General features: G+C 59.3%; 19 protein-coding genes. 14 read left to right on the top strand and 5 right to left on the bottom strand.

Annotation, left to right across the window (positions count from 1 at the left end; genetic code table 11):
* Positions 1–28: 28 nt before the first annotated feature.
* The 5 genes from ACOOHD_RS05950 to ACOOHD_RS05930 all read right to left on the bottom strand — a co-directional run bounded on the left by ACOOHD_RS05950 (position 29) and on the right by ACOOHD_RS05930 (position 7043).
* Positions 29–883, bottom strand: coding sequence for a YsnF/AvaK domain-containing protein (locus ACOOHD_RS05950; RefSeq protein ID WP_420460656.1), 855 nt, complete (start codon positions 881–883; stop codon positions 29–31).
* A gap of 51 nt (positions 884–934) precedes the next feature.
* Complete coding sequence (locus ACOOHD_RS05945) at positions 935–1384, bottom strand: YsnF/AvaK domain-containing protein (RefSeq protein ID WP_420460655.1); 450 nt, start codon at positions 1382–1384, stop codon at positions 935–937.
* Between the two features lie 120 nt (positions 1385–1504).
* The gene (locus ACOOHD_RS05940; protein ID WP_420460654.1) at positions 1505–4771 is read right to left on the bottom strand and encodes a TonB-dependent receptor; all 3267 of its coding nucleotides are present in this window, start codon (positions 4769–4771) and stop codon (positions 1505–1507) included.
* Positions 4772–4914: 143 nt separating this feature from the next.
* On the bottom strand, positions 4915–5649 hold the full coding sequence (locus ACOOHD_RS05935) for a DUF4197 domain-containing protein (protein ID WP_420460653.1): 735 nt from the start codon (positions 5647–5649) through the stop codon (positions 4915–4917).
* A 338-nt stretch (positions 5650–5987) separates the two neighbouring features.
* Positions 5988–7043 (bottom strand): saccharopine dehydrogenase family protein, encoded by a 1056-nt coding sequence (locus ACOOHD_RS05930; protein ID WP_420460652.1) that lies wholly within the window; start codon positions 7041–7043, stop codon positions 5988–5990.
* Between the two features lie 345 nt (positions 7044–7388).
* On the opposite strand from ACOOHD_RS05930, the gene ACOOHD_RS05925 reads away from it, so the two are divergent.
* The 14 genes from ACOOHD_RS05925 (at position 7389) to atpA (ending at position 22023) form a co-directional block, all read left to right on the top strand.
* Positions 7389–8843 (top strand): anthranilate synthase component I family protein, encoded by a 1455-nt coding sequence (locus tag ACOOHD_RS05925; protein WP_420460651.1) that lies wholly within the window; start codon positions 7389–7391, stop codon positions 8841–8843.
* Positions 8844–8956: 113 nt separating this feature from the next.
* The gene (locus tag ACOOHD_RS05920) at positions 8957–9559 is read left to right on the top strand and encodes an anthranilate synthase component II (RefSeq protein ID WP_420460650.1); all 603 of its coding nucleotides are present in this window, start codon (positions 8957–8959) and stop codon (positions 9557–9559) included.
* Positions 9556–10758 carry a tryptophan synthase subunit beta gene (gene trpB / locus ACOOHD_RS05915; protein WP_420460649.1) on the top strand — a complete coding sequence of 401 codons (1203 nt, stop codon included), beginning with the start codon at positions 9556–9558 and terminating at the stop codon, positions 10756–10758. Before ACOOHD_RS05920 ends, trpB begins: the two co-directional genes overlap by 4 nt.
* Positions 10759–10866: 108 nt before the next feature.
* Positions 10867–11655, top strand: a complete 789-nt coding sequence (trpA, locus tag ACOOHD_RS05910; protein ID WP_420460648.1) for a tryptophan synthase subunit alpha — start codon at positions 10867–10869, stop codon at positions 11653–11655.
* Between the two features lie 5 nt (positions 11656–11660).
* Entirely contained in the window at positions 11661–12554 is an 894-nt protein-coding gene (gene miaA, locus ACOOHD_RS05905) for a tRNA (adenosine(37)-N6)-dimethylallyltransferase MiaA (RefSeq protein ID WP_420460647.1), read from the top strand.
* Between the two features lie 99 nt (positions 12555–12653).
* Positions 12654–12908 carry a hypothetical protein gene (locus ACOOHD_RS05900; RefSeq protein ID WP_420460646.1) on the top strand — a complete coding sequence of 85 codons (255 nt, stop codon included), beginning with the start codon at positions 12654–12656 and terminating at the stop codon, positions 12906–12908.
* Between the two features lie 42 nt (positions 12909–12950).
* Entirely contained in the window at positions 12951–14372 is a 1422-nt protein-coding gene (locus tag ACOOHD_RS05895; RefSeq protein WP_420460645.1) for a PQQ-dependent sugar dehydrogenase, read from the top strand.
* Positions 14373–14441: 69 nt separating this feature from the next.
* Positions 14442–15899: a PQQ-dependent sugar dehydrogenase gene (locus tag ACOOHD_RS05890; RefSeq protein ID WP_420460644.1), complete on the top strand. Its 1458-nt coding sequence runs from the start codon at positions 14442–14444 to the stop codon at positions 15897–15899.
* 79 nt (positions 15900–15978) lie between these two features.
* Positions 15979–17187 (top strand): saccharopine dehydrogenase family protein, encoded by a 1209-nt coding sequence (locus ACOOHD_RS05885; protein ID WP_420460643.1) that lies wholly within the window; start codon positions 15979–15981, stop codon positions 17185–17187.
* Positions 17188–17593: 406 nt separating this feature from the next.
* The gene (gene atpB, locus ACOOHD_RS05880; protein WP_420460642.1) at positions 17594–18943 is read left to right on the top strand and encodes a F0F1 ATP synthase subunit A; all 1350 of its coding nucleotides are present in this window, start codon (positions 17594–17596) and stop codon (positions 18941–18943) included.
* Positions 18944–18986: 43 nt separating this feature from the next.
* The gene (gene atpE / locus ACOOHD_RS05875; protein WP_116105365.1) at positions 18987–19187 is read left to right on the top strand and encodes an ATP synthase F0 subunit C; all 201 of its coding nucleotides are present in this window, start codon (positions 18987–18989) and stop codon (positions 19185–19187) included.
* Between the two features lie 149 nt (positions 19188–19336).
* Entirely contained in the window at positions 19337–19849 is a 513-nt protein-coding gene (gene atpF / locus ACOOHD_RS05870; RefSeq protein WP_420460641.1) for a F0F1 ATP synthase subunit B, read from the top strand.
* A gap of 8 nt (positions 19850–19857) precedes the next feature.
* The gene (gene atpH / locus ACOOHD_RS05865) at positions 19858–20427 is read left to right on the top strand and encodes an ATP synthase F1 subunit delta (RefSeq protein WP_420460640.1); all 570 of its coding nucleotides are present in this window, start codon (positions 19858–19860) and stop codon (positions 20425–20427) included.
* A 12-nt stretch (positions 20428–20439) separates the two neighbouring features.
* The gene (atpA, locus tag ACOOHD_RS05860) at positions 20440–22023 is read left to right on the top strand and encodes a F0F1 ATP synthase subunit alpha (RefSeq protein WP_420460639.1); all 1584 of its coding nucleotides are present in this window, start codon (positions 20440–20442) and stop codon (positions 22021–22023) included.
* Positions 22024–22026 lie beyond the last annotated feature (3 nt).

The raw sequence follows: 22026 nt of genomic DNA, 5'->3' as shown, positions 1-22026 counted from the left end.
TGCCGATGGTGTGGGTGTCGGGTGAGGACTAGACGAGGTCGCGATCGGTATTCCGGTTGCGATCTGTATCGGTACGAACTGTTCCTTCGGTATTGCGGAGCTTGTCGTCGCCGTCCTGGTTAATGTCTACCTCCGTCTCGCGGGCGGTTTCCCGAACGGTTTCTGTGCGAGTATCGACGTCCTTCTTTACGTTGATTTCCTCCACTACGCGGGCGGTCTTGGAGACTACGGCCTCCTCGGCGGTTTCCTTCATGGAGATAGTCTGGTCGCGGAAGTCAGCGGTGTCGGCGGGCCGATCAACCGGAGTACGCGTCACGGTTACCTTCTCGGTACGCAGACGGATGTCCTCCTCGACGGGGCGCTCAACGATGTGGCTACGTACGGTGACGCCACCAGTTTCTACTTCGCGCTTACCTATTTTGATATCTTCCTTGACGACTTCGATGGTACCGTCGGTGTCGACATCACCAAAGCGCTCATTCAGGCGGTTGCGGTTGGCACTAGCATCGAAACTGTCGCTTTCGTACTGTTGGTAGCGATCGTCCATGTCAATGGCACCGTAACGGTCCAGGATGCTGGCGGCCTTCTTAGCCTTATCCATACCGTTGGTGTGTACGGTCACTACCGTACCGCGGCTAGCAACCTCGCGGCCTACCGTGCGACGGCGATCGTAGTCATCATCGTCGTCTCCGAAAAGGTTATCGAAGAAGCGGCCGATGGCGTTATCGTGATCGTCATGGTATTCATCGCTGCGATTCCCGTGCGATCCATACTGGGATACGTCGATGTCGCTGGCGGTAAATCCTTCCTTGGTGAGGGCTTCCTTGGCGCTATTGGCCTGGGCCTGGGTATCAAATACGCCAATTACTGTCTGGTTATTCATTACTAATGCTGGTTTTGATGGTAAAATAAAATGAATGGATGTCTCTCCTAGCTATTCAGCTAGGGGAAGGGTTGTATTCTTGTCGTGGGGTACACGGGTGATGATGGCTTCTTCTGTATGGAGTTCCACGCGTTCGGTATGCTCCTCACTGTGGGTCTCCTGGATGAGGTGGATTTCTTCTACAAGTACCAATCGCTTCGTTACCACCTGTTCCTCCCGCACTACGGGCACGATGAGGTTCTTTCCTTCGTAGCGGGGTTGGGGCATAACGTCCACAACCCGGTTCACGGGTACTCGCTCTTCCCGGTAGGCGGTGTAAACGGTACTTAGGGGGATAGCGACCGATTCAGTATGAACCTCCTTGCGCACCTGCACCTCACCGGTCACGACCTCTCGGGTCGATAGGTGGAGCTGTTCTTTGATCACCGGTATGGATGCCTCCTCGGAGGACACTGCGAGCTTGGTCACCGGCTCCGGATCGTGGTGCATTGGGTCTGCCATCGTCTATTATATGTTAGGGGAGTCGGCTTTTGTTCGGAAGCGGACGAAAAAAAGCCCCCGACTGCGCTGGGGCGGTCGGGGGCTTGGGGGGCCGAGGGTGGCGCTGAGTCTGTCGAACTACTACTTGAAGATATAGCGTACTCCAAGCTGCATGGTCCACCGGCTGCTACGGAGACCGGAGTCTTCCAGACTGTCATCAAAGATATCATTGGGTTGCGCCCCGTTCAATATATCACGATTGACCGAGTAGGTAGGTACGCCTTCCTCACTGATTTCCCGTAAATTGACTAGAGAATAGGTACCGAAACCGAGGTTCGTCTGACGTCCCCATTCCTTATTAAGTAGGTTATTTAAGTTAAAGACGTCAAGGGAAAACTGAAGAATATTAGACTTAGTGCCGGTCTGTAGCTTGAACTCTTGCAGGAAGCGGGCGTCAAAGATGGTCTTGAAGGGCGTCCAGTTAGAGTTGCGCTCCGCGTACTCCCCACGATGATCACTGAGGTACTTGTCGTTGCTGATGAACTGATCGAGAATTTCGTACTGCTCGGCCGGAGAAAAGCCATTGCTTTCCACCAAATTGATCTCACTGGCGCTGGCTGGAATGTAGGCTACCTCATTGAAGCTAAATCCACCGTCATTGACGAAGTTCTGATTGTTCGCCCCCACGACGTAGGTAAATGGACCGGCGTTCTGACCGTTCATGAATAGCGAAAAGGTTTGATTAGTCACCTCCTGTGTGAACGTATAAGCAATGTTACCGAACACCCGGCTACCACCGGCGAAGGCGGAACGCTGTACCGGACCGTCATTGTTACGTCCTTCGGGGTTATAGTACCCACGCCACTGAGAGCTATTTTGGCTGGAGGTACCATCGAATAGCGAGTAGGAGTCACCGTAGGAGTACCCCACCGTGGCCTGTAAGCCGTTGGTATAGGGCTTCTGGAAGACGATGCTGGCGTTATAGCTGTACCCTTTGTCGGTATTAGTACCTAGGTAGATACCGTTGTAGTCCGTATCCAGAAAGGACCGGCCGGTGTAGTAGACCCGGTTGTCGGGAGTACCCGTGAGGCGCCGCTGTTGGTCTGGATTGAGGTCGAGACGCTGGTAGCGGACGTAATTGTTAAATTTAGTGTACAATCCCTCCACGGTCATGACAATACCGAGCGGCAGTTGGTAGTCTACCGCCAAGTTGATCTTAGTGGTTTGGGGCAGTTTGAAGTTCTCGGCGAACAGATCGATTTGGCCGGAGGGTGCGGGGTTAGCTACATTGACTTCTCCAGGTACTTGGTTGTTGACGTTTGGATTGAAGACTACGGTGCTATCAATACGTACCCCCCCTACGTTGAATCCGTAGTTGTTGTAGGCACCACCGGGCCAAACCAGTGGAATGCGGCTGGTGAAAATGCCGATACCGCCGCGCACCTGGAGCTGCTGATTACCGAATACGTCATAATTAAAGGCTACACGGGGACTGAAAGCTACCTGAGTTTTGATAAATTGACCCGTGCGTGCTCCCTCAAGATTGTACCCAATAGCTTCCAGTTGCGGGATCACCTCATTGTTGAACGAAGCATTTTCAGGGACGTCACTGGGCCAGATGGGTAGATCGATACGCAGTCCACCCGTGATACGTAGTTGATCGCTAACGCTGTATTCATCCTGCACGTAGAAGCCAAGCAGGGTCTGATTGATGTTGGCAATGGCGCCACTTTCATCCCCAGTTACGTTATCTACCTGACTAAAGCTACGCTCGAATCGGGTAGCCGGCAGGCCGAGGTAGAACTGCTGTAGCCCGGTCGTATCCCCGATACCGTTGAAATCGTAATCGCCGTAGTTCTGGCGAATGAAAAGGTTACCGGCCTTGAAAAACTCGGCGTTCACTCCGAAGAGCACGTTGTGCCGCCCGCTGTAAATACTCAGGTCATTACGCACCGTGATCACGTCCTGATTCAGCAGGTTGGCGGAACTAAAGGGTTCACCGCCGAACTGAATGCTCCCGTTGGCCCCATCGCGAATGTTGACCACGGGAAAGGGGGAGCCAAATTGGTCGCGGTCATCGCGCACGAAGGTGGCCCCGATGGTCAGGTTGTTAGCCACGTCCTGCCACACGCTATTGAGCTCGATGGCGGAGCTATTGGTCTTGGAGTTAAAAAACTCCGATCCGTTGATGAAGTTAATGTTTCCGGCGTTAGATGCGCGAGCCTCCAGGTTCTCTGCGCGCACGTAAGAGTGGCGAATCGACAGCTTGTGGATTTGGCTCAGGTTGAAGTCCAGCTTACCGATAATCTTGTCGCTGTTGAGGTAAGCGGTGTTGTTGTCGTAGTTGCCGATGTTGTAGCCAAAACGGTCCTGGACGAAATCGCGCAGTTGTGAAAGACTGTCCGCCGTGGCATTGCCCCGGTAGTTATTGAGGTCAAACACCTGCGGCGTCTCATCGCGCTGTAGCTCGGCGTTGACGAAGAAGAACACCTTGTCCTTGATGATGGGCCCGCCCAACCGCGCGCCGTAGGTCTTGGCCGTGAAGTCAGTGAGATTGGGGAAGGTGTAATCTACATCGTTGGTGAAGCCCAGGTCGCGGGTCAAGCCCTGGTTGCGGAACAGGTAGTAGGCCGATCCCTCCAGGTCGTTGGTGCCCGAGCGGGTAACGGCACTGATGGAGCCCCCGGCAAAACCACTCTGCCGGATGTCGAAGGGTGCTACTGAGACCACGAATTGCTCTACGGCGTCCAGCGAAATGGGAGAAACACCCGTCTGTCCGCCGTTGGTACCCGAACCGGATAGGCCAAAGGCATCATTATTGACCGCCCCGTCGATGTAGATGGAGTTAAACCGATTGTTCTGCCCGGCAATCTGAATGGCAAAGCCATCGTCGCCCTCCTCGATCTTTGCCAGGGGGTTCAGGCGCGCGAAATCGGCAATGGAGCGGCTCACCGTGGGCAGCACGTTAATCTGTTGCTCGTTGATGGTCGTCTCCTGCCCCGTACGCTCGCTATCGAACACATCGGAGCGCGACCCGACGATCGTCACGCTTTCCAGGTCTACCGATGAGGTACCCAGGTCGACGGAGAAGTTGTAGGTCTGGCCGAGCTGTAGGTTAATGCCCTCCCGGATCACCGGCTCGTAGCCCACGTAGGTAGCCGTAACGGTATAGGGGCCCCCCACGCGCATTCCGGGGATACGAAAGAAGCCTTCTTCATCCGTCACGTTACCGTACACCGTACCGGAGGGCTGGTGGACAGCCTGGACGGTAGCGCCGATAAGCGCCTCACCGGTAGCAGCGTCGTTCAACTGGCCCGTCATACTGGCCGTAGTCACTCCCTGCGCCACGAGCCCTAGGGGCAGCAGCAGCGCGAGCAACACCGTAAAAAATGAGCTAGAGATTCGCATCGGGAAAGGGTTTGGTTGATCAAGTTGCGGGCCCGGAGCCCTAAGTCGCCGCAAAGGTCCGAAGATTCCCGGACCCTTGCGTTAACTCACTGTTAACCTTTTCCCTTTCGACCTGCGTTGCACCTGCGGCCGCGGCCCCTGTGCTACTTGTCCTGCCGGGCAAATACCTTACGTAGCAGTTCGGTATTGCGCAGGGCGGGGTTGTCGCGCAATTCCGTTTCCTTCACCTCGATCAGGCCGAACATTCCATCCAGTGCGCGGGCGGTGACGTAGACGTCGAGCTCCGGCTCCGTGGGCTGCACGAAGGGAATTTTATTGTAGGCCGTCACGACCTTGCTCCACACTTCATTGGCATTCACTTCATCGAGCGCCGCCCGGATCACCGGCTGGAACTCCCCGGTCAGGGCCTGTGAGGTGTTGCCCTCCAGGTAGCGGGTGGCCGCATCGTCCTCGCCCAGCAACAAGTTCATGGCATCCTGGAAGGTGAGGCCCTTGATGGCGCCGACGAAAATGGGGGTAGCTTTCTTAGCCGCCAGCTCCGCCGCTCGGTTGATGCGTAGGGTGAGGTCCTGCTCCACGTTGCCGAAGCCCGGTAGCGCACTCACCCGGCTCACGATGGCCTGGGCCTCTTCGGGTAGCAAAATCTTGTAGGGGCTCATGAGGTAGCCGTCCTGGGCCGAAAGCGAGGTGACGGCCTTGCCTACGCCCTGGTCGAGGGCTTCCTTAAGGGCGTTGCCGACTTCTTCGTTACTGAGCGGTGTGTCGCCTTTGAGGACGCTGCCGGCCTTGTCGGCTAGTTCGCTGAGCTTGCCGAGCTGGGCGGTGGCGGGTAGGGTGAGAAGGGTGAGGGCTAGGAGGAGGAGTAGGGTACGGCGCATGGTGGGTACTTTCTGGGTGAACGCTTGGAGGGGAAGTGAAGATTATTTGGGGGCTGTTAAGGTACCGCTAAGGTCGATGCGTGAATATTTGTGTTGAATATTCACCACAGAGGCCCGGGGGGCCACACGGAGGGCTTAGCTACGCTGCTGCCTTCGGCGGTCACAGAGGTTCCGCAGAGGCAGACGGGGACATAAGGTATACAGAGGCCAGCGCTTTTGGCGCTGCTGGAGCGTGTCATTGCACCCAAAACCTCCGTGAACACCTCCGTGAAGCCCTCCATACCCTCCGTGGTGAACCTGCCCTCAAAACCTGTAGAATCTCCGTAGTGAACTAACCCCTACAAATCCTCCCGGGTAACCCCCTCCACCTCCATAATCAAATCCGCCCCGTAGAGCCCAGCCGGCGTCCGGTACCCCGCCTCCACCTCCCCGGCCAGCACTCGCTGTACGATCATCAGCGCCGTGATAGCCGTAAGCGTATACCCCTCCGGCGTGCGGAGGCGGGCGGCCACGGTACGTCCGCTCACATCCTTAACCTCACCGTATATATAGGTCTCGGCCTTCTCCCGCTGCGCATCATCCGGACCGGCGGGCCGCGCCTCGATCTTCCTGCGCAGGTAGTTCTTTACCGGGCCGAGTCGGAGCAATGGACCCAGCCAGTTGCTGCGCTCCATCTGCTTGATCTGCGCCGGCGGCACCGCGAAGTAGGTTTTGATGTTCGGGATACCGGTGGTGAAGTAGGCCGTGAACACATCGCCCCAGGGGATCGTCACCGCCCGCAGCGGCACCTCCGCGGTAAACGGAAAGGTGCGCGTGTCGTAGGCGGCCTTCACCGGCTTGATCTTACCGTGCTCACGAATGGCCCCGCCGGTGCCGAGTCCGCCGAGCATTGTTTTCGCCGTGCCGTGACTGAGCATGCCGCCCTTCCAGGCAAAGGCTAACACCAGTTCGGTAGCCTCGGGCATCTTCTCCTTGAGGTAGGCGGCCATACAGTCGGTCGGCACCACGTCGAAGCCCACACCCGACATCAGCATCACCCCCGTCTTTACCGCCGCCTCCGAGCGTTTCGCGCCCATCGCGAAGACTGGTATCTCCCCGGTAATGTCTAGGTAGTGGGTGCCGGTGGCCAGACAAGCCTCCAGCATGGCCTCGGCCGTTTCGATGAAGGGGCCGGCCGCGTGCAGCACTACTTTCTGTTCTCGCAGCATATCGTGCAGCGCGGGCGCATCGCTCAAGTCCACCGCCCGGTACGGAAAGCCGAATTCTCGGTGCATGGCCTCCAGTTTTTCGGCGTTGCGGCCACTGAGCAGGGGGGTGAGGCCGCGCTCGGCGCAGAGGCGAGTGATGAGGCGGCCGGTGTAGCCGTAGGCGCCGTAGAGGAGAAAATCTACCATTTACAGTTTACAATTTACCATGTACCATTTGCAAGGATGCTCCCTTCGGTCGTTGTGACGGGGTGTTGCTAAGGTAGTACAGGGGGCGGGGCCGCGGGTGCAAAGAATTTTAAGACGATCCCGATAGCTATCGGGAGAGCAGAGCCGCACATTGTAAATGGTATTTTGTACATGGTAAATTGTAAATTTCTATCTTAGCGCCATGCAGACCCAATCCCTCACCTGGTGGCCTATCCGTACTCAACCCTGAGCACCTAGGTCCTGCACGTCAATCTAAAAGGCCCGTCGGTAGCTCCGGCGGGCCTTTTTCCGTTTTGCCGGGTGCCGATACTAATTTAACTCCCCTTGTCTACCACCGCTACACTACCCTCCACCACCACCGCACTGCGCGTCGTGACCCGCCGGATCACCGCCGATCAGCTTACGCCGGTCTCGCTCTACCTGGCCCTACGCGACCGATTTACCGACCCCGTGCTGCTGGAATCCAACGAAACGCGGCACAACGAGCATTACTTCAGCATCATCGGCCTGGATACGCTGGCGTCCTACCGCGTCGACGGCCAGACCATCACCCGCGGCAGGGTGGGGGAGCCGGCTACGGAACGGACCGTGACGGATGCCAATACAGTCAGTAAGGACCTGGGGGAGTTTCTACGGTCCTTCCGGATCGACTACGGCGAGGTAACGCCCCTGGTGCGGCAGTTCAATGGACTGATCGGCCATACGAACTTCGAGGGGGTGGCTTATTTCGATACGCTGTCGTTCGATAAGCCGTTGCACCTGCGTTCCCCCGCCCTGAGGTATCACCTGTACCGCTTTGTGCTGGTGTTTCACCACTACCGCGATGAGCTGCTGCTGCTGGAAAACCTGCCGGAGGGAGAGGAAAGTAGACTCGATGAGGTCGAGCAGGCTATCCGCGCCGGGGGCACCGTGCACCCTTTTGCCAGGTCGGGCGATGAGCGGAGTAACCTGACGGACGAACAGTTTCGTGAGTTGGTGGGTAGGGGCAAGTACCACTGCCGCATCGGCGACGTGTTCCAGATCGTGCTGAGCCGGCAGTTTCAGCAGGATTTTACCGGCGATGAGTTTCAGGTGTACCGGGCGTTGCGGAGTATCAATCCCTCGCCCTACCTATTTTACTTCGACTACGGCGACTACCGCATCATGGGCAGCAGTCCGGAGGCGCAGTTGGTAATCCGCGACGGCAAGGCCCGCCTCAATCCCATCGCCGGCACCTACCGCCGCACCGGAGATGCCGAGCGCGACCGGCTGGCCACCGAGCGCCTGCTGGCCGACCCCAAGGAAAACGCCGAGCACGTCATGCTGGTGGATCTGGCCCGCAACGACCTGAGCCGCCACACCCGTGAGGTGACCGTACGCAGTCTGCGGGAGGTGCACTACTATAGTCACGTTATTCACCTTGTCAGTACCGTCGACGGACGCCTCGAACGCGAGGATGAGGCGGTGCGCATCTTCGGTGATACCTTTCCCGCCGGCACGCTAAGTGGTGCCCCGAAGTATCGTGCCCTGGAGCTCATCAATCAGTACGAGAACCAGCAGCGCGGCTTCTACGGCGGTGCCATCGGCTTCATCGACTTCGACGGCGGTATGAATCAGGCTATTCTCATTCGCTCCTTCTTCAGTCAGGATAATACGCTTTACTACCAGGCCGGCGCCGGTGTAGTGGCGGCCAGCGACGAGGAGAGCGAGCTGCAGGAGGTGTACAATAAACTGGGGGCGCTGACTAAGGCGCTGGGGAAGGCGGAGGGGCTGTGTGTCGTCGGCCGAGTTCCGGCGTAGCCGGCTCGTCCGCCGACTTTGAGCTGAGACCCCGACCGGACGCTCAAAGGTTCCAAGTCGCTACGCTCCAAGGAACCCTTCGAGGTCCTTGCCTTTAACTTTTGAATTTTCCTATGAAAATCCTAATCCTAGACAACTACGACTCCTTCACCTATAACCTCGTGCATTACATCGAGGAGGAGCTCGGTGAGGCCATCGACGTGTACCGCAACGACGAGATCGACCTCGACGCGGTGGCGGCCTACGACCTGATCGTACTGAGCCCCGGGCCCGGACTGCCCGCCCAGGCCGGCATTATGCCGCAGCTGATCCAGCGGTATAAAGGGGAGAAAACGATCTTCGGAGTGTGCCTCGGCCACCAGGCGATCGGCGAGGCCTTCGGTGCGAGCCTGCATAACCTGGCCGAGGTGCACCACGGCATCGAAACCGATATGCAGCGGACGCTGGATGACGATGAGCTCTTTGCCAATGTGCCCCGCGACTTCCGAGCCGGCCGCTACCACAGCTGGGTAATCGACCCGGCTACGCTGCCCGATGAATTGGAAATCACGGCGACCGACGCCGGCGGGGGCATCATGGCGCTACGTCACCGGGAGTTTCCGATCTTTGGCGTCCAGTTTCACCCCGAGAGTATCATGACGGAGCACGGCCGGCTCATGATCCGCAACCTTTTAAATTACGTAAAGGCGCGCACCGCCACTACATCAGACGTATGAAACAGATCGCAATCGACGAGCGCGGCTACTACGGCCGCTTCGGCGGGGCCTACATCCCCGAAATGCTGCACGGCAACGTAGAAGAATTGCGCCGTAGCTACCTACAGATGATGGCCGATCCGGCCTTCCGCGCGGAGTTCGACCTGTTGCTGCGCGACTACGTCGGCCGGCCCAGTCCGCTCTACTACGCCGAGCGCCTCAGCAGGCACTACGGCGCCCAGGTGTACCTCAAACGCGAGGACCTCAACCACACCGGGGCCCACAAGATCAATAATACCATCGGGCAGATCCTGCTGGCCGAGCGGCTGGGCAAAAAGCGTATCATCGCCGAGACCGGTGCCGGTCAGCACGGCGTAGCCACCGCCACCGTCTGCGCCCTCAAGGGCCTACAGTGCATCGTGTACATGGGCGAGGTCGACATCGAGCGTCAGGCCCCGAACGTAGCCCGCATGCGCATGCTTGGTGCCGAGGTGCGGCCCGCCCGCAGCGGCAGCCGCACTCTGAAGGACGCCACCAACGAGGCCATCCGCGACTGGATCAACAACCCCGAAGACACCCATTATATCATCGGCTCCGTGGTCGGCCCGCACCCGTACCCCGACATGGTGGCTCGTTTTCAGGCCATCATCAGCGAGGAGACCAAGTGGCAACTCCAGGAAAAGATCGGCCGCGACTACCCGGATGCCATCGTCGCCTGCGTAGGCGGAGGCAGCAACGCCGCCGGTGCGTACTACCACTACCTCAATGACGAGCGCGTGCGCCTCGTGGCCGTCGAGGCCGCCGGACTCGGGGTCGATAGTGGGGAAAGCGCCGCCACCAGCCAGCTCGGTACCGAGGGCATCATCCACGGCAGCCGGACGCTGCTCATGCAGACCAAAGACGGACAGATCGTAGAGCCCTACAGCATCTCCGCAGGTTTGGACTACCCCGGCATCGGCCCCCTCCACGCCTTCCTAATCGACAGCAAGCGGGCCGAGGCCTACAGCGTCACCGACGACGATGCTCTGGCCGCCGCCCTTTTCGTGGCCCGCCAGGAGGGCATCATCCCCGCCCTGGAAACCGCCCACGCCTTCGCCGCCCTGGACCAGATGGAATACGGCCCCGACGACGTCATCGTCATCTGCCTCAGCGGCCGCGGCGATAAGGACCTAGCCGCCTACTCCGCCTACCTCGACTCCGAACCCCTCTCCCCCAAATAACGCCTACCCTACATACAACCCCTATCACACCTATCCCGCCCGCCCCCACAACTCCGTAGGAGTTCCCCTACATCGCCCCAGAATGAAATTCTGGGTAGCCCCCCCGCCATGAACAGACTAGCCAACCTCTTCTCAAAAAAAAAGAAAGACATCCTAAACATCTACTTCACCGCCGGCTACCCCGCCCTGGCCAGCACCGTACCCATCATCACCGCCCTGGCCGAGGCCGGCGCCGACCTCATCGAGATCGGCATGCCCTACTCCGACCCCATGGCCGACGGCGAGACCATCCAGCAGAGCAGCATGCAGGCCCTGGCCGGCGGGATGACGCTCCGGACCCTCTTCGAGCAGATCACCGAGGCCCGCCGGCACACCCAGATCCCCCTGGTCCTGATGGGCTACTTTAACCAGGTCATGCAGTACGGCCCGGAGCGTTTCGTAGAGCGGGCGGCGGCCGCTGGTGTCGATGGGCTCATCCTCCCTGACCTACCCGCTTACGAGTACCAACGCGACTTCCGCGCCCTGGCCGAGGCGGCCGGACTACAGATCAGCTTCCTGGTCACCCCCCAGACGAGCGACGAGCGGATCCAGGAGATCGCCGCCAGCAGCACCGGCTTTCTGTACATCGTGAGCAGCAGTAGCATCACCGGGGGCAGCTCCCAGATCAGCGACCGGCAGCGCGCGTACTTCGACCGTATCACGGCCCTGGGCTTACCCAACCCCAAGCTGATTGGCTTCGGCATCAGCGACGCCGAAACCTTTCGCACGGCCTGTGAATACTTCAACGGGGCCATCATCGGCAGCGCCTTCATCCGGGCCCTGTCCGGGCAGGAGGGTCGGGTAGGGGAGGCTACGCGGGAGTTCGTCCACGGTATCCTCGGTCCGGTGGAAGCCTGAGCGGCGTGAAGCACCTCATCGTCATCGGTGGTCCCACGGCGAGTGGTAAGACTAAGCTTGCCATCCAGGTAGCCCAGCACTACGGCACCGAGATCATCAGCGCTGACAGCCGGCAGTTTTACCGCGAGCTACGCATCGGCAACGCTCGGCCTACTGAAGCGGAACTAGCCGCCGCCCCCCACCACTTTATCGCCGATCGTTCGGTGACCGAACCGCTTTCCGCGGGCCGCTTTGCGGAGGAGGCACTCTCCCGGCTGAAGCAAGTTTTTCAAAACAAAGATGTTGCGGTAGCCGTAGGTGGCAGTGGCCTGTATCTACGTGCCCTGTGTGAGGGGTTGGATGAATTTCCCCCGATCATCCCAGAGGCCCAACTGGCCGTAGCGGAGCTCGAAGCCCACCAGGGACTAGCGGGTTTACAACGCACCCTAGCCGAGCTAGATCCCAGCTATTACGCCACGGTAGACCGGCAAAACGGCCGCCGCCTGCAGCGTGCACTACGGGTCTGCCTCACCGCCGGGCGCCCCTACAGCAGCTTTCTCGGTCAGTCCGCTCCCCGGTCATTCCAGTCCCATTACTTCATGCCCGCCACCGAGCGTGCTCAGCTGTACGCCAACATAAATGAGCGGGTACGCAGGATGCTGGCCGGTGGGTTGGAACAGGAGGCCCGTGCGCTACACCCACTGCGGGAGCTGACCCCCCTACAGACCGTGGGCTACCAGGAGTGGTGGCCCTACCTGGCGGGGGAGGCGGGGCTGGAGGAGACCGTGGCGTTGATCCAGCGCAATAGCCGCCGGTACGCCAAGCGGCAGCTGACGTGGTTTAGGGACTACGCGACGGTGGTCGACGTAGCGCAGATTGTCAAGTTCATGCGAAATATTTCGTTAACTCCCAAAGTTTAGTAAATCAAATCGCCAGGTGAGCCTTCATGGGCTGTTACCCCGGTACCGTTTCCCGATTGTTTTGATTCACGTCGGTTAGTGCCGGCGAGCTGTTCTCCCATGAGCGCATACCTATTTGTAGCAGTTGCCTTGGCATTTGCGGCGGCACTCACCGGTCAACCGCAGCCCCAACTCTTCGCCCTGCCGGTCACCTGCAGCAAATTCATTCCGTTACTGAGTGCTGGTGATGGGACCGAGGAGATTTATGGCGCCTGCCAGTTTCACCTACACGAGCTGCCCGGCGGTACCTACACGCTGCGCTTCCGGGGCGTTGCGGGCACCGCCGTAAGTCGTATCGTCGTACCTCACCACTGACTATTGCACCTGCGTCCGCGCCCTATGCCTTACCTAATCTTGTTGGTTTTACTACTTGGTACAGGAGAGCTGTTCGCACAGCCCACCCTGCGACTGGTGGAACTGGATACGACATTCAACCAGCCGGTCGACATCACAAAGGCGCACGATGGCACCGACGAGATTTATATCACCGAGCGACTCGGTAGGGTGTACCGCTACTCGCGGACCGAGGAACAAACCCGTTTGGTGCTCGACCTTTCGCACCTGGTAGAATCAAAGACGCTGGGGGGCATGCTGGGCCTGGACTTTCACCCCCAGTTTCCGGATAGCAGCTATTTCTACGTGAACTATACGGCCGAGGCTAATCGGCCCGACGTGGCCCTCGTTTCACGCATTAGCCGTTTCACCATGGGCCGGAATGGCGTGGCCGATCTGGAGAGCGAATACGTCATCATGCAGCTAGATCAACCGGGTATCTACCACAACCTGGGGGACATAGCCTTTGGTCCGGATGGCTACCTCTACGTTCCGAGCGGCGATGGCTCACTGGAAAACGATGAATACCGGGCCGGGCAGGACCCCACCGTTCGGCTGGGCAAGCTCCTGCGCATCGACGTCAACCGCCCCGGCGACTCCCTCAACTATTCCATTCCTGCCGACAACCCCTACGTAAGCAGTACGGACACCCTACCGGAGATCTGGTCCATGGGACTGCGTAATCCCCGTCAGCTTTCCTTCGACCGGGCCACCGGTGACCTGTGGATCGGGGACATTGGCGAGTTCAACTACCAGGAGATGAACTACCAGCGGGTGGGCAACGGCGGCGGACAGAACTACGGCTGGAGCTGTATGGAGGGCTTTGAGCCCTACCCCGTGCAGGATACCTCCTGCGGCAGTGCTAAGATGTACGATCCACCACGCTTCGTATACCCCACCACGAGCGATGACGGAGTGAACGGCGCGTTCATCATTGGGGGCTACGTGTACCGCGGTCCGGAGGAGGAACTGGGGGGGTACTTCTTCTTCGGTGACTTCCTAGGAAGTACCCTATTCGCCTACAGTACGGAGGATTCCACGGGTACCATTTATAACGTCACGCCCGAGACACCGGTGAGCAACGTATCTTGTTTTGGAGAAAGCAATGACGGCTCGATGTTCGTGGCCAGCTATAACGGGCAAATCTTCCGAATGGAGGGGCCGGATACCACCACGGCCGTCGGCTACCGCGTCAAGTCACCCACCCTTACAGTATACCCTAATCCAACCACCGGTGGGGTACGAGTAGATATACCCCCATCGCTCCACGGACCGGCGCTGCTGACGGTCACGACTATGGCTGGCCGGGAGGTACTACGGCAAGCGCGGACTGTACAGGGGGAAGCGGGCATCGACCTCATGCTGAGCGACCTGGGCCCCGGAATATATGTGCTTCGGCTGGCGACTGCGACCGCTGCGGCCACTGCCCGACTCCTTCTGCGCTAGCCGTCGGACGGCCGACCGATAAACCCGGGAGCTACGTAGCCAGTTGGTAGCCTATAATCTACTGCTCCCATGCGCCTACTGCTTACGCTATTACCCTTTACCTTATGCACCCTTGCATTCGCTCAGCCACAGGCGACCCTGCAGCCCCTAGCTGAGTCCTTTGACCAGCCGACGGATATCGTCGCCGCTCCCCGCACCGAATCCATGCTCTACATCGTAGAGAAGGAAGGGCGCGTACAGGCAGTAGACACGGCAGCCGCAGCGAAGACCCTCTGGCTCGATCTAAGTGGCGAGGTCGACGACCGCAGTGAGGGCGGTCTACTGGGAATGGCTTTTCATCCGGAACCGGACAGCGCCTACGTCTACCTGAACTACACGGTCCCTTCCCCCACCAGCTCGAATCTGCTCACGACCATAGTGCGGCTATCGCTCGGCGACGATGGTACCCCCGATGTCGCCAGCCGGCGCATCATCCTTACCATGGAGCAACCTGCCAATAATCACAACGCTGGAGACCTGGCCTTCGGTCCCGACGGCTACCTCTACATCCCGACCGGCGATGGCGGCGGGGGCGGTGACCCCTACGATAACGGACAGGACCCCCAGAGCCTGCTCGGTAAGCTCCTACGCATTGACGTGAACACCCCCACTGATGCGAACACACCCCCCGGCGTGCTTGACTACGCAATTCCCCCCGACAACCCCTTCGCCGACAGCGCCGATACCCTGGCCGAGATCTGGTCCCTCGGGCTACGCAACCCCTGGCGTATCTCCTTCGACCGGGCTACGGGCGATCTCTGGATCGGCGATGTCGGGCAGAACGAACGCGAGGAGGTGGACCTACAACTAGCGGGCAGCGCCGGTGGCCAAAATTACGGCTGGAACTGCCGGGAGGGCTTTGCGGCTTTCGCAAATAGCTCGGAGCGGTTCTGTGGTAATGGCGATCAGGCCTTCACTGCCCCCGAGCTGGATTACCCCCACGGTGGCGGCGGACAGCTCAACGGGCGCAGCGTCACGGGAGGCTTCGTGTACCGGGGGCCGTCGGCCAACCTTCAGGGCTACTACATTTTTGGGGACTTCGCGGCCCGCCGCCTCTTCTTTTACCGAGCCGATCTACCGGAGGGGGAACGGTTTACGGTGCGGACGGATATACCACTCAGTAGCATTTCTACCTTCGGAGAGGGCAGCGACGGTAGCCTGTTTGTGGCCGACTTCGAAGAGGGGACCGTCTACCGGATCGTAGGCGAGGGCACTACAGCTACCCGAGGACAGCGAACAACCGTACAACTGGCCGTGTACCCTAATCCGGCGACCGACGAACTGCGCTTCGAACTACCGCCGGCGTTCGGTGCTGAGGTGCAAATCGAGCTACGGAACATGGAAGGACGTACCGTGCTCGACCGTCAGCTCACTGCTACGAACAACCGGGCTACGCTTAGCTTACCCGAGCTAGTACCCGGCCTGTACACTCTGTCCCTGACCGACGGTGAGCGGCTGGCAGTGGGGCGGGTGGTAATCCGGCGGTAAGCCAGTAGCATCGGAAGTTTTCCACCAGCTGTGCACCTGCGGCCCCGCCCTCCCGTTGGCACCAGCAAAAGAACAGTGTATGTCACGAGTGATGATCATCGGCGCCGGCGGCGTCGGACGCGTAGTAGCCTATAAGTGTGCCGAGTACCCCGAGGTGTTTTCCGAGTTCATGCTCGCCAGCCGGACCCAGCGCAAGTGCGACGAGATCGCCGCCGACATCAAGGCCGACCTGGGATACGATAAGATCACCACCGCCGCCGTCGACGCCGAAGACGTGCCCGCCCTCACGAAGCTCATCCGGGACTACGACCCCTTCATGGTCATCCACGTGGCGTTGCCGTACCAGGACCTGACCATCATGGATGCCTGCCTCGAAGCCGGTGTGCACTACCTCGACACGGCCAACTACGAGCCCAAGGACGAGGCCAGGTTCGAGTACAGCCACCAGTGGGCCTACCAGGAGAAGTTTAAATCGGCCGGACTGACGGCGGTGCTGGGCTGCGGCTTCGACCCCGGCGTGACGAGCATCTTCACTGCCCGGGCGGCCAGTCACTTTTTCGACGAGATGCACTACCTCGACATCGTCGATGCCAATGCCGGCGACCACGGGAAGGCCTTTGCCACCAACTTCAATCCCGAGATCAATATTCGCGAGATTACCCAGCCGGGCAAGTACTACGAGGACGGCGAGTGGGTAGAGATCGAGCCTTTCAGCATCCGTAAGGACCTGACCTACCCGGACATCGGCCCCAAGCCTAGCTACGTGCTCTACCACGAGGAGCTGGAGAGCCTCGTCAAGCACTTCCCGACCCTCAAGCGCGCCCGCTTCTGGATGACCTTCGGCGATGAATATCTGACCCACCTGCGCGTGATCCAGAACATCGGCATGGCCAGCATCGAGCCGGTGGTGCACAAGGGCGTGGAGATCATCCCCCTGGAGTTCCTCAAAACAGTCCTGCCCGATCCCGGCGGACTCGGCGAGGGCTACAGCGGCCAGACCAGCATCGGCTGCCGCATCCGCGGACTCGACAAAGAGGGCAAGGAGCAGACCTACTACATTTGGAACAATTGCAGCCACGAGCAGGCCTACAAGGAGACCCGCGCCCAGGGCGTCAGCTACACTACCGGGGTGCCGGCCATGACCGGGGCGATGATGCTCATCCAGGGCAAGTGGGAGGGCACCGGGGTATTTAACGTGGAGCAGTTCAATCCGGATCCCTTCCTGGAGGTACTGGGTAAGCACGGGCTGGAGTGGCACGAGCGGGTGGGGGTGGAGTTGGAGGTTTGAGTTGTCGCGTTTTGGGATTGTTGAGTTGTTGAGTTGTTGGGTTGCGGGTGTAATAGGCATTGGAGGTGTGACATCGTGACAGCGTGATAGGCAGGGCGGGGCCGCAGGTGCAATGCGTGTAGAGGAGCAACACCAAGACGAGCGAAGCGAGCATCCCCACAACCGCAACAACTCAACAATGCCAAAACGCAACCACCACCGAGCGAAGCGAGCATTCCCACGAATGCAACAACTCAACGATGCCAAAACGCAACAACTACCGAGCGAAGCGAGCTTTGACACAAACGCAACCACTCAACAACGCCGAAACGCAACCACGAAAAACGCAACCACGCAACAACCATAAAATCAACAACTTTCCCTACCTTTGCGGCTCATTTCAGGGACTGCCCAAACCCCACCCCGTATGACGCTGCGCGCCCGTTTCCTTTTTCTATGTCTGTGCTGTCTGAGTTTCGTGGCCTTCGGTCAGGAGCTTAACGACCGTGGGACGGCCGGTGACCACGGGGCGGAGGGCGATGCGACGGAGGTGCACATGAGCTGCGATAGCCACGGCGAGGAGGAGTACGATCCGGCCGGGGTAATCCTGCACCACATTTCGGATGCTAATGAATTTCACTTCTTTGGCGACCTGACCATTCCGCTGCCGGTGATCCTGTATGCACCCGGGCACGGCTTTACCACCGGCCTGAGTAGTATGTTCCACCACGGCCACGAGGCGGTGGATGGCTACATCATGAACCACGGCCGCATCAACCGGCTAGCCGAGGCTCCCGCTGCGCTCATGGAAGGCGAGCATTACGTGGAGTGCATCAAGCACGAGACGGTAACCTCCGCCGATGGGAAGACGAGCGATATTTATTCGGCGCGGATCGACGGGGAGGACTACATCCTGGATGCGCCCTCGGTGGGTGACGGAGGCCTGCTCGGTGGTGGTATCACGAGCTTTTATGACTTTAGCATTACGAAGAATGTATTCACGATGCTGCTGGCCGCCCTGCTACTCATCATCCTCTGGGGAGCCGTAGCGGCAAAGTACAAGAAAAACGAGGGCCGTGCCCCCTCCGGTATCCAGAGTCTGATGGAGCCTTTTTTTGTTTTCCTGCGCAACGAGATCACCATCCCCATGATCGGCGAGAAGCACTACGAGCGCTTTCAGCCCTTTATTATGACGGTGTTCTTCTTCGTGTTGTTTTGTAACCTATTCGGCCTCTTTCCGATCTTCCCAGGTAGCTCCAATGTGACGGGTAACATCGCAGTGACTATGACCCTGGCTGTGATTTCTGCCGTGGTAGCCTACGTGCACGGTAATGCCCACTTCTGGAAGCACACGCTATGGATGCCGGGCGTTCCCACTGCCGTCAAGCCGCTACTGACCGTGGTCGAGGTACTGGGATTGGTCATTAAACCCTTCTCGCTCATGGTGCGTCTGTTCGCCAACATCACGGCGGGGCACATCATCATCCTGAGCCTGATCAGTCTGATCTTCATCTTCGGACAGAACGGGGAGAACTACCTGGGCGCGGGCGCGGGTGCAGTGGTCAGTATCGCGTTCACCATGTTCATGAATTGTATTGAACTGCTGGTCGCCTTCGTGCAGGCCTTCATCTTTGCCATCCTCAGTGCCAGCTACATCGGCGCGGCCGTAGAGGATGCCCACCACCACGACGAGGCCGGCCACCACGGCGAGGAGAAAGTCGCCGAGGGCGGAGCCATGGGGGGTGCGGTGATCGGCATGCATACGCCGGCCACCTAAGAGATACACTAAAGACCTTTTTTCATTTTTAAATCCATATCTTATGGGAGCTCTTGGAGCAGGTATCGCCGCCCTCGGCGCTGGACTCGGAATCGGACTTATCGGTAGCAAGGCCACCGAAAGCATCGCCCGCCAGCCCGAAGCCGCCGCCGATATTCGTAGTGCCATGATCCTTACCGCCGCCTTCGTCGAGGGTGCGGCGCTATTTGCGATCATCGTAGGTCTGCTGGACAAGCTGCTCTAGTAGCGGCTTGGCTCCGGCCAACCTCGACCCGGACTGCATCCGAACTACGCTTGGTAGCGGGTGCAGTCGTCAGCCGAATCCTTCTGCTTCCGCTCCGGCGGAAGCAGAAGTTCGTCTGCCGACTTTTCGAAGCTCACTAATTTTCAGTTATGTCCACCCTCTTTCTAGTAGATTTTAACGTCCTCAAACCTGACCTAGGCCTGATTTTCTGGACGCTCGTAATCTTCCTGTTGCTGTACTTCATCCTGGCCCGAATGGCCTGGGAACCCATCCAGCGTGCCCTACGCAAACGTGACGGTGAGATCCAGACCGCCCTCGACGAGGCCGCCACCGCCCGCGCCGAAATGCAGGCCAAGGCCGAGGAGAACCAGCGCCTGCTGATCGAGGCCCGCGAGGAGCGCACCCGTATCATCACCGACGCCGAGAAGCAGAGTAAGGAGATGATCGCCGCGGCCAGAAATGAAGCCCGCGAGGCCGCTCAGAAAGTGGCCACTGACGCCAAGCGCGACATCGAGAATATGCGCAAGGCCGCCATGGTCGATCTCAAGAAGGAAGTCGGCACCATGGCCATCGAGATCGCCGAGAAGATCCTGCAAAAGGACCTTAAGACCGACGCCAATCAGGAGGCCTTCGTCAGGGCGCTCGTAAGCGACCTAAACTAAGCCCCCGCATGACCAACCCCCGAGTAGCCGCCCGCTACGCCCAGTCGCTGATCGAACTGGCGCAGGAACGTGGACAGCTAGAAAAAATTAAAGCCGACGTAGATAGTCTGCTTGCGATGGGCAAGAACCGCGATTTTGCCCTGCTGCTGACCAGTCCGGTGGTAAGCCCCGCAAAAAAGCGTGCTATCCTGACCCAGCTACTGGAAAAGGCCAACGCCGACCAGTTGACCCGTCTCTACGTCAAGCTCCTCATCGACAAGGGCCGCGAGGTGGATATGCTCGGTATTCTCCGTGAGTTCAACGAGCAGTACAAGACCATCCGCCATATCTCTACGGTCAAGTTGACCAGCGCTGCTCCCCTGACCGCCGCTACCCTAAACGGGGTGAAGGAACAACTGGTCGCCAGCGGCAAGACCGAAGACAGCATCGACCTGGAAACCCAGATCGATCCCGAGCTCATCGGCGGCTTCATCCTGGAATTTGACGGCCAGGTGTACGATGCCAGTGTAGCCCACAAGCTCAAGGAAATGCGGCGCGAGCTACGCAAACCCAACGTCTACGTAAATCAAATCGACTAAAATCTACCCCCCATGGCTGACGTAAAGCCCGACGAAATCTCCGCCATCCTCAAGCAGCAGCTCTCCGGCTTCGACACCGCTACCGAGCTCGAGGAGTACGGTACCGTGCTGCAGGTCGGTGACGGTATCGCCCGTGTCTACGGTCTCAACAACGCTCAGGCCGGCGAGCTCGTGACCTTCGAGACCGGCACCGAGGCCATCGTACTCAACCTCGAAGAGGACAATGTCGGTGTCGTACTCATGGGTAGCGCCAGCGGCATCCACGAGGGCAGCCGCGTATCGCGTACCGGTCGCATTGCCTCCATCCAGGTAGGGGAGGGTATGGTGGGCCGCGTGGTCAACTCCCTCGGTCAGCCCATCGACGGTAAGGGCGATATCGCCGGCACCACCTACGATATGCCCCTGGAGCGCAAGGCCCCCGGTGTGATCTTTCGCCAACCGGTGAACGAGCCCCTACAGACGGGCGTGAAGGCCATCGATGCCATGATCCCGATCGGTCGCGGCCAGCGCGAACTTATCATCGGTGACCGCCAGACCGGTAAGTCGGCCATCGCCATCGATACCATCCTCAACCAGCGCGAGTTCTACGAGCGCGGCGAGCCCGTGTACTGTATCTACGTAGCCTGCGGACAAAAGGCCTCTACCGTAGCCCAGGTGGCCAAGACCCTGGAGGACAACGGCGCTATGGACTACTCCATTATCGTAGCCGCCTCCGCATCCGAGCCCGCCCCATTACAGTTCTACGCTCCCTTCGCCGGTGCCGCCATCGGTGAATACTTCCGTGACACCGGCCGGCCCGCTCTGATTATCTACGACGATCTTTCCAAGCAGGCCGTGGCCTACCGCGAGGTCTCTCTTCTGCTGCGCCGTCCCCCCGGACGCGAGGCTTACCCCGGTGACGTATTCTACCTCCACAGCCGCCTGCTGGAGCGTGCTGCCAAGATCATCAACAACGACACCATCGCTCAGAGCATGAACGACCTGCCCCCCTCCCTAAGTGAGGCCGGTATCGTCAAGGGTGGTGGTTCGCTGACGGCCCTACCCATCATTGAGACCCAGGCCGGTGACGTATCCGCCTACATCCCCACGAACGTGATCTCGATCACCGACGGACAGATCTTCCTCGAGTCCAGCCTATTCAACAACGGTATCCGCCCGGCGATCAACGTGGGTGTATCGGTATCCCGCGTAGGTGGCTCGGCCCAGATCAAGCCGATGAAGAAAGTATCTGGTACACTTAAGCTCGACCAGGCCAGCTACCGCGAGCTCGAGGCCTTTGCCAAGTTCGGTTCCGACCTCGATGCCTCCACCATGAACATCCTCGAAAAGGGGAAGCGCAACGTGGAGATCCTCAAGCAACCCCAGTACAGTCCCGTCGCGGTAGAGAAGCAGACGGCCATCATCTACCTCGGCACCAAGAATCTTATGCGTAACGTACCCGTGGAGCGCATTAAGGAGTTCGAGAAGTTGTTCCTCGGTGAGCTCGGCCGCAAGTACCCCGAAGTCCTCGAGAACTTCCGCGCTAAGAAGTACCAGGACGAGGACCTCGCCAAGCTGGAATCGCTGGCCGGCGAGTTGACCCCGCAGTTTAAGTAACCC

Source organism: Neolewinella sp. (genome assembly GCF_965214665.1).
Lineage (GTDB): Bacteria > Bacteroidota > Bacteroidia > Chitinophagales > Saprospiraceae > Neolewinella.
The sequence above is the reverse complement of the archived record's forward strand: the minus strand, read 5'-3'. Positions and strand labels throughout refer to the sequence as shown.

Coding starts and splice junctions, on each gene's coding strand:
- ACOOHD_RS05950 (WP_420460656.1), bottom strand. CDS start 883: ATGAATAACCAGACAGTAATTGGCGTATTTGATACCCAGGCCCAGGCC.
- ACOOHD_RS05945 (WP_420460655.1), bottom strand. CDS start 1,384: ATGGCAGACCCAATGCACCACGATCCGGAGCCGGTGACCAAGCTCGCA.
- ACOOHD_RS05940 (WP_420460654.1), bottom strand. CDS start 4,771: ATGCGAATCTCTAGCTCATTTTTTACGGTGTTGCTCGCGCTGCTGCTG.
- ACOOHD_RS05935 (WP_420460653.1), bottom strand. CDS start 5,649: ATGCGCCGTACCCTACTCCTCCTCCTAGCCCTCACCCTTCTCACCCTA.
- ACOOHD_RS05930 (WP_420460652.1), bottom strand. CDS start 7,043: ATGGTAGATTTTCTCCTCTACGGCGCCTACGGCTACACCGGCCGCCTC.
- ACOOHD_RS05920 (WP_420460650.1), top strand. CDS start 8,957: ATGAAAATCCTAATCCTAGACAACTACGACTCCTTCACCTATAACCTC.
- trpB (WP_420460649.1), top strand. CDS start 9,556: ATGAAACAGATCGCAATCGACGAGCGCGGCTACTACGGCCGCTTCGGC.
- trpA (WP_420460648.1), top strand. CDS start 10,867: ATGAACAGACTAGCCAACCTCTTCTCAAAAAAAAAGAAAGACATCCTA.
- ACOOHD_RS05900 (WP_420460646.1), top strand. CDS start 12,654: ATGAGCGCATACCTATTTGTAGCAGTTGCCTTGGCATTTGCGGCGGCA.
- ACOOHD_RS05890 (WP_420460644.1), top strand. CDS start 14,442: ATGCGCCTACTGCTTACGCTATTACCCTTTACCTTATGCACCCTTGCA.
- ACOOHD_RS05885 (WP_420460643.1), top strand. CDS start 15,979: ATGTCACGAGTGATGATCATCGGCGCCGGCGGCGTCGGACGCGTAGTA.
- atpB (WP_420460642.1), top strand. CDS start 17,594: ATGACGCTGCGCGCCCGTTTCCTTTTTCTATGTCTGTGCTGTCTGAGT.
- atpE (WP_116105365.1), top strand. CDS start 18,987: ATGGGAGCTCTTGGAGCAGGTATCGCCGCCCTCGGCGCTGGACTCGGA.
- atpF (WP_420460641.1), top strand. CDS start 19,337: ATGTCCACCCTCTTTCTAGTAGATTTTAACGTCCTCAAACCTGACCTA.
- atpH (WP_420460640.1), top strand. CDS start 19,858: ATGACCAACCCCCGAGTAGCCGCCCGCTACGCCCAGTCGCTGATCGAA.
- atpA (WP_420460639.1), top strand. CDS start 20,440: ATGGCTGACGTAAAGCCCGACGAAATCTCCGCCATCCTCAAGCAGCAG.